The organism is Defluviitoga sp., from assembly GCF_035349255.1.
In the GTDB taxonomy this organism is placed as follows: Bacteria; Thermotogota; Thermotogae; order Petrotogales; family Petrotogaceae; genus Defluviitoga.
Genome location: NZ_DAOPSE010000034.1, coordinates 1 through 13,361, shown reverse-complemented (window position 1 = coordinate 13,361; position 13,361 = coordinate 1). Strand labels below are relative to the sequence as shown.

Below are 13,361 nucleotides of genomic sequence, written 5' to 3'. Positions count from 1 at the left end.
GCGCTAGAAGGTTCGTTTGTTCCGTTATCGAGTTTATCGTTTCTACTATGCTTTGGACATCTTTCGCATTCGTCGCTAGTTGGGTCACTTCTTTTTGGCTTTCTTTTGTCCTTTCTACTGCTTCTTTTACTATCTCACTTATGCTTATTATTGTTTGACTTCCTTCTTGCGCTGCTTTGTTTGTATTTTCTGCTTCTTCACTTAATCTTTGGGCATCTCGAGATACCACTTGCGCTGCCCTGGCTACTTCGTCTACCCCTGACGTTACTTCTTCTACATTTCCTGCTGTCTCTTCTGCATATGCCTGTATCGTATCCATTTGTCGTTTTAATTCTTCTGAGTTTTCTCTACTTTCTTGAGAGGTCTTGGTTAAATTAACTGATGATTTTTGTACTTTGTCTGAAGCTTCTCTTATCGAGCCCATTGAGTTCCTTAGTTCTTTACTCATCTCTGATAGAGCTAATGCCATCTGTCCTATTTCGTCTTTACTCTTCACTTGAAAGTCTACTGTTAAATCTCCTTCTTTGAATTGGTTTATCTTGTTTCTTAATTCAAGTAATGGTTTGGTTATACTTCGTATTAGGTATATGACCATGATTATTGCTACTACAAAGGCTACTACTGTTAATATTATTGTTAGTACAATTGATCTGTTGTTCTTTTCTATTAGTTGTGGACCTAGTGTGTCTTGTTGTTCTTTTAATTGAGCTCTTTGGTCTTCTAACAGATTTAATATTTCTACCCTTAATTGTTCCATTTCTTGGATTATTGGTTCTTGGGATTCGACGTTAGAAATAATCTGAAGGAAAATGTCTTGTAATTCTAATGCTGAATCATTCAAGAGAGAAAAGGCTTCAATTTGCTTTTGACTACTAACACTGTATTTTAAGGTTGATAATTGTAAATTTAGATTTTCAAACTCCTTTAATACACTGTTTTTATCCCCTTGGGATAAGGAAACAAAGTACTGATTAGAGAAATTCATAATCTCATTTCTATATTGTAAAAGCCTTTCAGCATATATAGACAAGGAAGTTGCTTCACTTTCTTTGCATATATCTAAGAAGTTTAGTATATGATTTTCTAACGCAGTACTGCTATTTTTAAATTCATTTATAAGGTTAGTTTTCATATAGTTGTAAGTAACTAAATGTTCAAAATAATTTCTATAATCTTCAACTTTGGTTTCTAAGTCTTTTAATTCATGATTAGAAGAAAGGATATCTAAATTGAATTTTAAACTGTCTATATTTGAAAAAAATACATCTTCCTTTTCCTTTTCGAAATCTCTTGTGTAATCTTTTAAGGCTAATGTTGCTTGAAAGAAGTATGTTTGCGATTCTGACAATATGATTAATTCATCCGACATTTGTTTATATTTTTCCAATCCGTTATTGGAATTGTATAATGAATAAATATTAAATATAATAGTCGATCCAAATAAAACAAAGATCACCGCTAAAATAATTATTATTTTTCCTCTAATACTTTTGAATTCCATTCTATACCCCCCGATCATTATAATTGAATCATCAATAATATTGATTCTGCTTAGAGATGAATTCTTTGAATTCAATTTGATATATTTCTACATCAAATTATTAACATTAAATCAAACTATGAATGAATCATAGAAATATATTTTATTTTATAAGAAATCCCAACAAAATTGAGACCAGTTCTTCTGGTTTTTCAAAAATAACAACGTGTCCACAATCTGGAATAATTACAAATTCAGAGTTAGGAATATTATCAGCAATAATTTGAGAAAATTTTAGAGGCTTTAAAATATCTTTTTCACCACAGATCACTAACGTTGGACTTTTTATTTTGTGTAATTCCTTTGTCATATAAACGTCTTGCAAAAAAGTTTCATATAAATAAATCTGACCTTTAAAATATTCTTTTGGCATTTTATCTGTTGCTAGAGCCCTTTTTTCCAATTCTTTGTAGTTTTTTCTTATGTATGAATCACTGTAAATAGAAGGCATAGTTCCGTAAAAGAATTCTATCCCATTCTCTTTTTCTGCAAGCGATATCCAACCTTTTATAAAAAATCTTAAAACTTCATCGAGTTCACTTACTGAATCAATTATAACCATTTTTTTAACGTATTCTGGAAATTTTATAGCGAATTTTAAAGCCACTTCTCCCCCGTATGAAGTACCTATCAAATTAGCATTCTTTATCTGTAAAAAATCCATTAATTCTTTTAGCTCCATAGCATGTTCTTCAAAAGTATAAGGACCTTCCGGTTTACTTGATTTCAATTGTCCTTTGAAGTCATGCAACAACATTTTGTATCCAAATCTTTCAAAAAATGGTATAAATTGGTACCAACTATTTGTTGATGCCATAACTCCATTAAGAAAAACTATTGTCTCGGATGATTCTAGGTCTCCCTTCACTTCATAAAATAGGCTTACTTCTTCTTGGACATTTAAGAAAGGCATGATTATATTTTCTCCCCCTTTGTTACTAAATCAACCAATATGTTGAATACACTTTTTTCAAAAAATTGTCGTTATTAGAAATTTATTTTTTTAGACTCCAAGATATGATTTTTGGATATACTCACTTTTAGATAGATTTATAGATGAATCATCCATAACGATTCTCCCATTTTCTATAACATAACCTCTGTCTATGATTTTTAATCCTTGTTTTACGTTTTGTTCTGTTAGAAAAATTGACATACCAGTTTTTTTAATTTCTTTTAGCTTTTGAAAAAGTTCAATAACAAGAGAAGGCTGTAATCCTAACGAAGGTTCATCTAAAATTAAAAACTTGGGATTGGCCATTAACCCTCTTCCAATAGCCAACATTCTTTGTTGCCCACCACTTAAAGTTCCAGCCATTTGCTTACGTCTCTCTTTTAAGATAGGAAAGATTGCGAATACGAACTCCAAATTTTCTTCTACCCTATTTTTAGCAACTGGTATATAAGCTGAACCGAGCCTCAAATTTTCTTCAACGCTCATGAATGGAAACAATTCCCGTTCTTGAGGTACGACAGCAATACCAGTTCGAACTATCTTATGAGTTTCTAAGCCAACTAAAGATTTGTTTTCAAAAATAATTTTTCCGGATTCAGGTTTCACCAAGCCAATTATTGCATTTATTAAAGTTGTTTTACCTGCTCCGTTAGGCCCAAAGAGACCAACAGCTTCTCCGTTTTTTATATCAATTGAAAGTTCCCAAATTACTTGTATTTTCCCATATTTAACATTTAAATTTCTTATTTCTAGCATTAATCTTCCTCCCCTAAATATGCAGAAATGACTTTTGGATCTTTGCAAACATCTTCATAAAGCCCTTGAGAAATTATTTTCCCAGATTCTAATACTACAACTCTATCTGTTAACTCTTTTATTACCCCCATAACATGCTCAATTACTACAACTGTCAATCCTCTTTTCTTTAATGATTTTACTAGATGGATCATTTGCCACGTTTCATCGGAATTCAAACCTGCCATGACCTCATCAAGAAATAAAATCTTTGGTTTTGAAGCTAGAGCACGTCCTATCTCAACTTTTTTCAAATCAAGCACAGTAAGTTTATCTATTGGGAAATCTCTCCTTTTTAACTCTAAAATATCGCATATTTCACTTGCTAAATCTCTTGCATGCTTCAAATTTTCTTTTGCCCCAAAAAGCGCTCCTACAACAATATTTTCAAAGGCGGTAAATCCTTGAATTGGCCTAACTAGTTGAAAAGTTCTTGCTATACCAAGCGTAGTTCTAACATGTGCAGGTTTACTTTCTATGTTTATATCATTAAAAATTATTTCTCCTTGTGTAGGATAAATTAGTCCTGATATTAAATTAACAAAAGTTGTTTTTCCAGCCCCATTAGGACCTATAACTCCTAGAATTTCATTTTCGTTAATGCTCAAATCTACACCATTAACTGCTGCTAATCCACCAAATCTTTTTATCAAGTTTATGGTCTTTAGAATAACCATAGAATATTCCTCCTAGTCATGCATATTAGCTACTTTTTTCGTCTGACTTTCAATTTTGCGAATTTGTTTCTTGCTCATTCAGATAAACTCTTCTTTTCTATTTTATGGGTGATTAATTTATCTTTTGTTGTTCCATATATTCCTCTTGGTAAAAATAAAATTATCAAAACTATCATTATGCCGTAAATGATTAAATGTCCATAAGGCATAATCAATTTTAAATATTCTGAGGCAAAACCTAAAACTAAAGCTCCAATTACAGGACCCCACGTCGAATAGATTCCTCCAACAAGAGCCATAGCCATTGGCAATAATAGAAAATCCAATGAAAAAGTTGTTTCCGGGGAAACAAAGCCATACTGTTGAGTGTAAACTGCTCCTGCTATTCCTTGAAGCGCAGAACTTATTAAAAAAACAAATAGTAAGTAACCAAAAATGTTAATGCCACTCGACCTTGCAATTATCTCATCATTTCTTATTGAATTTATAGCAAAATGAATCTTTGTTCTGTTAAACATTTCCGAAATCATAATGGTTATTAAAGCAAGAGAGAATATTAACCAATATGTTTTTGCCGAATCTCCATTAAATATAACATTTGGGATAACTTTTCCACTGGCACCCCCTGTAAGTTTAGGTATGTTTCTTATAATGACTGAAAAAACCATAGTAATAGCTAAAGTTGTAATGGAAAAATAGATATCTCTCAGTTTAAGCACCGCGAACCCCAGCCCTAAAGCAATTAAAGCCACAAAAAAACCCGCAAAAAGTATACTTACCAAAGGATTAAATCCCAACCTTGAACAGGTAATAATTGAAGCATATGCTCCCACACCGAAAAAACCAGCAACACCAAATGATAACTGGCCTGTTCTTAACATCATATCCCAACTGAGAGCTAGAGTCATATAAATAAAAATAGTCATTAAGACATGTAATAAATAGGCTCCAATAAAATAAGGTAAAAATATCAATAAAACGATAGCTAATATAGTTATTATGGGGAAAATTGTTTTTTTCATTATTCAGACCTCCTATACGCATTAAACAGTATTACAGCTATCAAAATCCCAAAGAATACCACATCTGACCATCCTTCATATCCTGGTATAGACTGAACAATTGCTTCTGCAACTCCTAAAGTAAGCCCTCCTATCAAGATACCATTCAAGTTTCCTAATCCCGCCATAGCGGCTAGAGCAAAAGATTTCAAAGTATAAGAATTTCCAGATAAAGGAAATATGGAAGTTCTTGGAAGCATAACAGACGCAGAAATCCCTATAATTCCAAATGCTATACTAAAAACTACCAAATAAACAACATTCGTATTAATTCCAACTATTTCAGCACCCTTCGGATTTTGTCCAACTGCAGAAGCTGCTTGTCCTAATCTTGTTTTTTTCAAAAACAATTGCAAAATAACAAGAACAGCTATGGCCATAGCTGGATATATAAATTCATACATACCAATTGAAAAATTCCCTAGAATTACAGAAGAAGATGCATATGAAGTATAAACACTTCTTGGCCTGGTTGTCCATATAATCTTAATCAATTCAATTATAATCATTGATATTCCAAAAGTTAGCAATAATTGATTTAAATGTCCAGCTTTTAAAACTTTTTTTATTAAAATTGAATAAAGGACCATTCCTAAAACGAATAGTATAAAAAAAAGAGGAATCATTGAAATAAGCGGATCGATAGACCATGAACTAAAAAATATGTATCCAATATACAAAGCTAAAGTCAAAAAATCTCCATGGGCTAAATTTAAAATACCTACAATTCCCAGTATTAATGCTAAAGGCAAACCGATTAAAGAATATAATCCTCCTCTTTGTATTCCATAAACCAAAGCTAGAGGTTTCCAAATCCCTACAACAATTAAAAAGATAATAAAAGCAATTAGAGTCTTCTTTAAACTTTTATTAGTTTTTTCCAAGTTCAACACCGCCTTGATAGCTAATATAAGTTATCTGATATGGAATGGGGCTGGATCGATTATCCAGCCTCCATCCTTGCTAATTCAATTGTTCAGAATATAATTTATCTTCCAAATTTAAAAGGATACACCAGTTGAGTTGTAGCTAGATCTAGTGGCCAAATTACTTCTTGCTTCCCATTTTGCCACTGTAATATTTTTTGATATTTAAACCCTTGATTTTTAATAATTCTGCTTGGTTCTATCTTTAATACCTCTCCCAGTGGTGATTCATATTCTATGGTTCTTAAAGCCTCAATAATAGCATTTTTATCCATTGATCCTGCTTTTTTAATACCTTCTACCAAGAAATAAATATTCGTATATCCTAAAGGTGCGAAATATGTTGCAGGCTCTTCTTTCCACATTTCTACATAAGAGTCATAAAAGTGTTTTGCTACTGAACTAACTTCATTTAGAGTTGGTGCCCACATACCATACAAAATTACGTTGTTCGAAAGTGGATTTTTTCCAAAATCTGCTGGCCATCCTGGAGGTGCACCAACAAATAGCGGGGGTTGAAAATTGACTTCTCTAGCTTGAGCAACTATAGGAATTGCATCTGCATCATATCCAGCCCATATAAAAAGATCTGGATTAAAAGATTTTGCTTGGTTTAGCATTGCCCTATAATCTCCCCCACCAAGTGCTGCACTCTTAAAAGATGCCCCTTTAAATTCTTTTAACACTTCTTTCCAAGAACCTTCTCCTCTTTTTGCTTCTTCATATAAATCGATGTAAGAAGTGTAAGAATCTGTCCCAAAAGCTCCTTCTTCATAAGCTAGAAAGACTTTTTCTATTTTAACTTCAGGATAAGCATGTACGATTTCTGTCCAACCTACACCATAACCTTCACCTTGTTGATAATCCCATGGATGTAGATGGAAATACCAATCAGCGTCAGGCCCCATAGCTATTTCTGCTTGATGAGATGCTGCGCCAATCCAAACAGTGATTTTTTGATATTTTTTCAAGATTGGTACCTGAGCAAGATGAACCCCACTGCCCATGCCACCAACAAAAAAATCAACATTTTCTACTGTTGCAAGTCTTTCAATAGCAGCAGCTCCTTTTGCTGGATTCATTTCATCGTCTATAACTATGAGTTCTATGGGTCTACCTAATACTCCTCCTGCGTCGTTAATCTCTTTTACCGCTAATTTCATAGCTTTTGTAGCTTGATCTCCGGTAATGTCTCCTAAGGGATTAACCGCCCCGATCTTTATAGGCTTTTCTGCAGCTAGTGCAAACGAAAACACCATTAACAAACTCATCATTACTAAAAATATTCGTTTCATGCGTTCCACCTCCTGATTATTAAGCAAAGATCCAACTTTGTTATTTGAAACGAAATGCTTTTAAAGAAATTATCAACCTCCTCGTTTATGGATTTAAATGTTTCTAATAACCATAGCCGTTCCCATTCCACCACCAATACACAAAGAAGCTAAGCCAAACTCAATGTTTCTCTTCTTCATTTCATGAAGCAATGTAACAACAATCCTATTCCCCGATGCTCCAATAGGATGACCTAGAGCAATTGCCCCACCGTTTACGTTAGTTCTTTGAATAAACCAATCTTTAGTTTTTCCATAAATACTTTCTAGATCTCTCAATACTCCAAGTGATTGAGCAGCAAACGCTTCATTAAGTTCTATAAGTCCTACATTTTCTATGCTCATTTTGATTTTACTTAAAAGTTCTTTAATAGCAGGAACTGGACCTAATCCCATATATGCAGGATCAACACCAGCTTGGCTGTAACCTACTATTTCTGCAATAGGTTTTAAACCATATTTTTCAACAGCCTGTTCAGAAGCAAGTAGTACTGCACTGGCTCCATCATTTATACCAGAAGCATTTCCTGCAGTAACTGTTCCATTATCTACGAAAGATGGTTTTAGTTTGGAAAGTTTTTCTAAACTTGTATCGAATCTGGGATATTCGTCTTGCAGAAAAGTAACTGACTCTTTTTTCATTTTAATTTCAATCGGAACTATTTCTTCTTTGAACTTACCTGATTCAATCGCTGCTTTTGCTCTCTTTTGACTATTGTATGCAAATTCATCTTGTTCTTCTCGAGTGATATTGTATTTTTTAGCTATATTTTCTGCGGTTACTCCCATATGATAATTATTAAAAACATCAGTAAGACCATCTAATATCATGTGATCTAGTATTTCAAGGTGGCCAAATTTGCTCCCAAATCTTGATGTGTAAGGTAAAAGATATGGCGAAGTAGACATGCTTTCAATACCGGCTGCTACAACTATATCTGCGTCACCTACTTTAATATCCGATGCACCGATCATTATACTTTTCATCCCGCTTCCACACAACATATTTACTACATAACCAGGTTTCTCATTTGGTATGCCTGCATATATAGAAACCTGTCTTCCAGGGCCCATTCCATGACCAGCCATCAAAACATTCCCAACGATAACTTCATCAACATTTTCTGGTGATACCTTGGCTTCTTCTAAAACTTTTTTTGTAACTTCGGTTCCCAGTCTTACAGCTGATATGTCTTTTAGCGTACCTCCAAAAGCTCCAATAGCTGTTCTTTTTGCTGAAATAATAAATACTTTTTTCATGTTATACCTCCCGAGTCCTTTTATATTAGCCTCATTTCTTTAGCCTTGTCTTCTAATTCTTTTCTAAAATTAGGATGAGCAATTGAAATCAACTGTTTTGCTCTTTCTCCAGCACTTCTTCCCCTAAGATGAACTATACCCCATTCTGTCACTACATAGTCTAAATCATGTCTAGGAACTGTAATTGGAGCTCCTGGGTCTAACATTGGAACGATGGTCGATATTGTACCTTTCTTAGCCGTTGATCTTAAGGCAATTATTCCTTTACCATTTTTGCTTCTTATAGCTCCTCTATGGGTATCTAGCTGACCCCCAGGACCAGAGTACTGTTGTGTTCCAATAGCTTCAGAAACTACTTGACCGGTGAGATCAACAGAAATCGCTGTATTTAAACTTACCATATTGTCATTCAAACCAACCACATAAGGATCATTCACATATCTTCCTCTTAACTCTAAAATGCCTGGATTATGATTGATAAAGTCATACATTCTTTGCGTTCCTAATGCAAAAGCTATTACAAATTTACCTCTCCAAAGAGATTTTTTCATATTGGTAATAACGCCTTTTTCAAACAGATCTATCATCGATTCTGTAAGCATTTCAGTGTGAACACCCAAATCTTTTTTATCTTCAAGCAATCTTGCAACAGCATTTGGAATTCCTCCAATTCCTATTTGTATCGTAGAACCGTTTGGAATCATATCCGCTATGTATTCAGCTATCCTTTTTTCTTCTTCCTTAGGTTCCAAAATAGAAAGTTCAGGAATATCCCAATCGGATTCAACTATAATATTCACATTATTTATATGCCACTCGGTATCTCCATGAACAAAAGGCATCTTTTGGTTAACTTCCATAACTACTATATCCGCATTTTCAGCAATATCTTTTTCATAAACATTTGAAATTCCTAAATTGAAATAACCCGTTTTTTCAATCATAGGGGTACACGAACCCCAAAATACCAGAATGTTTCCCTCTTCCTTTTCTGCCATAACTTTATCCAATCCAGCCATATGAAGGTTGTTGGGAATGAAGTCTAAAATATCTAGATTATTCTGATATTTAGATTTCCTTGTAGAATCAGAAAAAAACCATGTATGTAATTGAAAAACATCTTCATAATCTTTATTTAGAAAAAAATCATAGTATCCCATATCTAAACAAGTTACAACTTTTATCTTTTCAAAATGATTTTTGAACTTGTGAATATTACTTAAAAATCCTTGAGCTTCTGCAGCTGCCATGCTAACAATAACTGTACATCGTTTTGGTAGAGATAAAATTGCTTCTTCAATTGACATTAGCTTTCGCTTATACTTTTCTTTCCACATCTTTAAAACCACCTACCTTCTTAAAAATTAGAGAATTGTTCCCCCATTTACATCTAAAACATGTCCTGTAATATAAGAAGATTCATCTGAAGCTAGGAATAAAACAGCATTAGCAACTTCTTCAGGCTCTCCCATTCGCTTCAAGGTTATTTGCGATAGAATATTCTGCATCACTTTTTCGGGTATAGATTCTGTCATAGGTGTTTTTATAAAACCTGGTGCTATAGCATTAACACGTATATTAGCTCCTTTTCTAGCTAATTCCTTCGCCCAAGTATAGGTCATGGATATTACTCCACCTTTTGAGGCTGCATAATTCGTTTGTCCAACATTACCTCTTTCTGCCACTATAGAAGAAATATTGATAATACTGCCTTTTCCATTTTCTAGCATTAAAGTTGAAACAAATTGAGTCATGTTAAAAACACCTTTTAAATTAATATTTATAACTTTATCCCAGTCATCTTCGGTCATTTTTTGAAGCAAAGCATCTCTTGTTATACCCGCGTTGTTTACCAGAACATCTATCCTTCCAAATTCTTCTTTTACCTCTTCTACAAATTTCTTAATGCCTTCTCTATCAGTAACGTCAAGTAAATAACCTCTAATAACATTTCCATTTTGTCCTTGTTCCAGTTGTTGTAATAACTCTTCGTTCATATCTAGGGCAAAAACTACTTTTGCGCCTTCTTTAGAGAATTTTTCAACTATGCTTTTCCCAATTCCCCTTGCTCCCCCTGTGACAACACATACTTTTTCTTTCAATCTATCCATTTGAAATCCTCCTTTTTATACTTATTTATCAACTATCAATTCTCCCCCATTTTACGGTAGTAGCTGCCCAAACGAATCCCAAACCTGCTCCTACCAAAACTGCTATGTCTCCATCTTTCAACTTTCCTTCTTTTAGGGCTAATTTCATCGATAAAATTTGATCATTTTGACCAAGATGCCCATAATCTTCTAAGTAAGTTGTTTGATTTTCATTTAACCCTAATTCTTCTAATACGGCTTTATGAGCAGATCTCTTAAAATGAAGAATTGCTAAATATCCTATATCTTTTTCACTATAGCCAGACTTTTTCAATGAATCTCTGATTACCCCGTAAAAGTTCGGCATAGTTTTTTCATTTAGATTAGACTTAAACTTTTCTGAATCTCTCACAGTAAAGTAGTATTTTTGTGTATCTTCAGGTTCCATAGGCCATTTTTTTGTTCCACCCACTTCTATTACACATTGTTCTGAAAACGATCCATCACCTTTGAAAGAAGATGCTAAAACCACATTTTTATTTAGGTTTTTTCTTAAAATCACAGCCACTCCACCTGCTCCAAGATCAAACATAAAAGAAGTATCTTTCACTTCATAATTAATCAAATCACTGTTTCTATAACCACTTACGATTAAAACTGTATTCAAACTTTCATTATTTAACATTAAAGACTTAGCAGTTTCTAGACCTGTCATCATGGAGCCACACATGGCCTCCATATCAAATCCCCATGCATTTATAGCTCCAATCTCGTAAGCTACATATAGGCTAGCAAGCCAGCATGGATAATCTTTGTGTTGTGCACCATTCCAAATTACCAAATCAATTTCTTTTGGATCTATACCAGCATCGTTAATAGCATCTTTTGCCGCTTGTATCCCCATATGACTAGTTGTGTCATTCGGGCCAGGAATGGGTTTTTTTAGGATCCCAAACTTTTCTTCAATTACCCATTGCGGAATATCAGTTCTTCTTGCTATTTCATCTGCATAAATGTAATTGTCTGGTATATAAACACCCAAGCCCATGATTCCGACGTTGTTCATTTTTTTTTCCTCCTCTGTTTTTCTTTTTTCCTTATAATAACAGGTGAATCATATCTTACTTAAAAATAAAAAAAATAACTTCTATTTTTCTAAAAAATTCACCACAACTTTCACTAATTGTTCTAAATCATCTATTAAAGGCGAATGACCACACTTTTTCAAATAAACTAAAGTTGTGTTATTTCCAATATCTGCTTTAATATCCAGAGCCATTTGTTTTGGAACAACTAAGTCGTTTTCTCCCCACAATATTAATGTTGGACACTTAATTTTTGAAGCTCTGTTATCCCCCTGTTTGACACCGTTAAATTCATTACTTATATTAAAGGTTGCTAAAGCGTAGTCTACGTCGACTAAGTTTCTTTGAGTTAGCATATCTTCAAGATATTCTTCGTACTTTGCATCATCAGGCTTATTATGGGTGTATATCGTGGCTTCCCATATTCTTTTTAGCATTTCTTTATCTTTATTCTTGTATGCGTTGAGAATAGGAAGTACTTGAATGGGATCTTGGGCTATTTCTTCTTTTGTTTTTAAGAATTCTCCTATTATAGGTTTCCCAGTAATGTCTTTTTTTAAAATTGGATACCCACGGGTCCCTACAGATTCTAATAAAATGAGTTTTTCAACGTATTCTGGATAATCGGCAGCAAAAACCATACAGACTCCCCCGCCAGTTGACCAGCCTATCAAACTAAACTTTTTAATACCTACTTCATCAACAAAAAGTTTTAAATCTTCTTTAAAGTCATCTAAAGAATTTATTGGAGTATGATATGTCGAAATTCCAAATCCTCTTAAGTCAGGAGCATAAACGGTGTATTTAGGATCTAACGCATCAATAAAGATATCCCAATGCTTTGAAGAAGTCATATTTCCGTGGATTAATAGAAGTATTTTTTCCCCACCCTTTCTATACCTATACCCCATAGTTTCACCGTTTTGGATCGTTACCTCATTAAAAATTACCTTCATTTAAAACGCCCCTTTAAATAATTAGATATGAATCACTTCTCACTTTATTATATATAGTTTTAACTATAAATACAATTGTCGTTAATAGTATTTGTGAATAATTATCAACAATTTAAAACAATTAATGTTGATTAGATACAAAAATCTCATTTATAGAAATTTTTATTTTTCACATGCAGCTTATTTATAAAGTAAAATTAAAAGGTCCATTAACACTATCAATAATCAAGAAACATGTTTCATAAATGAATAAATAAAAAGATTATTAGAAATTAATAAAAGTTCTTAAAATAATTCTTTTCTTATTTTTAATGAGATGTCATATTAACTTTCTAGTAAATTCAGAATAATAAATACCTTGAATGCAGAAATATTAAAAAACAGAATATAGAGGTTCTTTAAAAAAGAAATAAAGAAGCGAAGTTTTTGGGTTTATGAACAGAAAAAATAAGTAACTATCTTTATTTGAATCAATTACTGATTTGGTAGATTACATCCTAAATATGCTCTTTTTGTAAAGACAATGTTATTTCTCTTCTTACATGCAATAAATAGAAAAATAATGCTATAATCATTCCTAAAATTGGAACTAGAGTTGCTCCTCGATAACCAAAAGTTGCGATGACGCTTCCCATAAGGCTTAGAGAGATTGTTTGTGAGAGAACTACTACAATGTTATTAA

General features: G+C 33.1%; 13 protein-coding genes. All 13 read right to left on the bottom strand.

Annotation, left to right across the window (positions count from 1 at the left end; translation table 11 throughout):
• On the bottom strand, positions 1-1,501 hold a 1,501-nt coding region (locus PKN74_RS07065; protein WP_472309983.1), incomplete at its 3' end, for a methyl-accepting chemotaxis protein.
• Positions 1,502-1,643: 142 nt separating this feature from the next.
• Positions 1,644-2,453, bottom strand: coding sequence for an alpha/beta fold hydrolase (locus PKN74_RS07060; protein WP_472309981.1), 810 nt, complete (start codon positions 2,451-2,453; stop codon positions 1,644-1,646).
• A gap of 90 nt (positions 2,454-2,543) precedes the next feature.
• Positions 2,544-3,251: an ABC transporter ATP-binding protein gene (locus tag PKN74_RS07055; protein ID WP_464234243.1), complete on the bottom strand. Its 708-nt coding sequence runs from the start codon at positions 3,249-3,251 to the stop codon at positions 2,544-2,546.
• The gene (locus PKN74_RS07050; RefSeq protein WP_464234242.1) at positions 3,251-3,967 is read right to left on the bottom strand and encodes an ABC transporter ATP-binding protein; all 717 of its coding nucleotides are present in this window, start codon (positions 3,965-3,967) and stop codon (positions 3,251-3,253) included. The genes PKN74_RS07055 and PKN74_RS07050 overlap by 1 nt, the downstream gene beginning before the upstream one ends.
• 74 nt (positions 3,968-4,041) lie before the next feature.
• Complete coding sequence (locus tag PKN74_RS07045) at positions 4,042-4,989, bottom strand: branched-chain amino acid ABC transporter permease (protein ID WP_464234241.1); 948 nt, start codon at positions 4,987-4,989, stop codon at positions 4,042-4,044.
• Positions 4,989-5,912: a branched-chain amino acid ABC transporter permease gene (locus PKN74_RS07040; RefSeq protein WP_464234240.1), complete on the bottom strand. Its 924-nt coding sequence runs from the start codon at positions 5,910-5,912 to the stop codon at positions 4,989-4,991. The genes PKN74_RS07045 and PKN74_RS07040 overlap by 1 nt, the downstream gene beginning before the upstream one ends.
• Positions 5,913-6,016: 104 nt before the next feature.
• Positions 6,017-7,249, bottom strand: a complete 1,233-nt coding sequence (locus PKN74_RS07035) for an ABC transporter substrate-binding protein (RefSeq protein WP_472309978.1) — start codon at positions 7,247-7,249, stop codon at positions 6,017-6,019.
• 93 nt (positions 7,250-7,342) lie between these two features.
• Positions 7,343-8,548, bottom strand: coding sequence for an acetyl-CoA C-acetyltransferase (locus PKN74_RS07030; RefSeq protein WP_464234238.1), 1,206 nt, complete (start codon positions 8,546-8,548; stop codon positions 7,343-7,345).
• A gap of 20 nt (positions 8,549-8,568) precedes the next feature.
• On the bottom strand, positions 8,569-9,885 hold the full coding sequence (locus PKN74_RS07025; protein ID WP_464234237.1) for an acetyl-CoA hydrolase/transferase family protein: 1,317 nt from the start codon (positions 9,883-9,885) through the stop codon (positions 8,569-8,571).
• Positions 9,886-9,912: 27 nt separating this feature from the next.
• Positions 9,913-10,659: a 3-oxoacyl-[acyl-carrier-protein] reductase gene (fabG, locus tag PKN74_RS07020; RefSeq protein WP_464234236.1), complete on the bottom strand. Its 747-nt coding sequence runs from the start codon at positions 10,657-10,659 to the stop codon at positions 9,913-9,915.
• A 28-nt stretch (positions 10,660-10,687) separates the two neighbouring features.
• A complete protein-coding gene (locus PKN74_RS07015; protein ID WP_472309975.1) occupies positions 10,688-11,704 on the bottom strand; it encodes a 3-oxoacyl-ACP synthase in 1,017 nt (338 codons plus the stop codon).
• A gap of 81 nt (positions 11,705-11,785) precedes the next feature.
• Positions 11,786-12,679: an intracellular short-chain-length polyhydroxyalkanoate depolymerase gene (gene phaZ, locus PKN74_RS07010; RefSeq protein WP_472309973.1), complete on the bottom strand. Its 894-nt coding sequence runs from the start codon at positions 12,677-12,679 to the stop codon at positions 11,786-11,788.
• A gap of 497 nt (positions 12,680-13,176) precedes the next feature.
• Positions 13,177-13,361 (bottom strand): hypothetical protein (locus PKN74_RS07005; protein ID WP_472309971.1); only part of this gene is annotated, 185 nt, incomplete at its 5' end.

What these genes read in the sequence shown, in the direction of transcription:
- PKN74_RS07060 (WP_472309981.1), bottom strand. Translation starts at nt 2,453, where the DNA reads ATGCCTTTCTTAAATGTCCAAGAAGAAGTAAGCCTATTTTATGAAGTG.
- PKN74_RS07055 (WP_464234243.1), bottom strand. Translation starts at nt 3,251, where the DNA reads ATGCTAGAAATAAGAAATTTAAATGTTAAATATGGGAAAATACAAGTA.
- PKN74_RS07050 (WP_464234242.1), bottom strand. Translation starts at nt 3,967, where the DNA reads ATGGTTATTCTAAAGACCATAAACTTGATAAAAAGATTTGGTGGATTA.
- PKN74_RS07045 (WP_464234241.1), bottom strand. Translation starts at nt 4,989, where the DNA reads ATGAAAAAAACAATTTTCCCCATAATAACTATATTAGCTATCGTTTTA.
- PKN74_RS07035 (WP_472309978.1), bottom strand. Translation starts at nt 7,249, where the DNA reads ATGAAACGAATATTTTTAGTAATGATGAGTTTGTTAATGGTGTTTTCG.
- PKN74_RS07030 (WP_464234238.1), bottom strand. Translation starts at nt 8,548, where the DNA reads ATGAAAAAAGTATTTATTATTTCAGCAAAAAGAACAGCTATTGGAGCT.
- PKN74_RS07025 (WP_464234237.1), bottom strand. Translation starts at nt 9,885, where the DNA reads ATGTGGAAAGAAAAGTATAAGCGAAAGCTAATGTCAATTGAAGAAGCA.
- fabG (WP_464234236.1), bottom strand. Translation starts at nt 10,659, where the DNA reads ATGGATAGATTGAAAGAAAAAGTATGTGTTGTCACAGGGGGAGCAAGG.
- PKN74_RS07015 (WP_472309975.1), bottom strand. Translation starts at nt 11,704, where the DNA reads ATGAACAACGTCGGAATCATGGGCTTGGGTGTTTATATACCAGACAAT.
- phaZ (WP_472309973.1), bottom strand. Translation starts at nt 12,679, where the DNA reads ATGAAGGTAATTTTTAATGAGGTAACGATCCAAAACGGTGAAACTATG.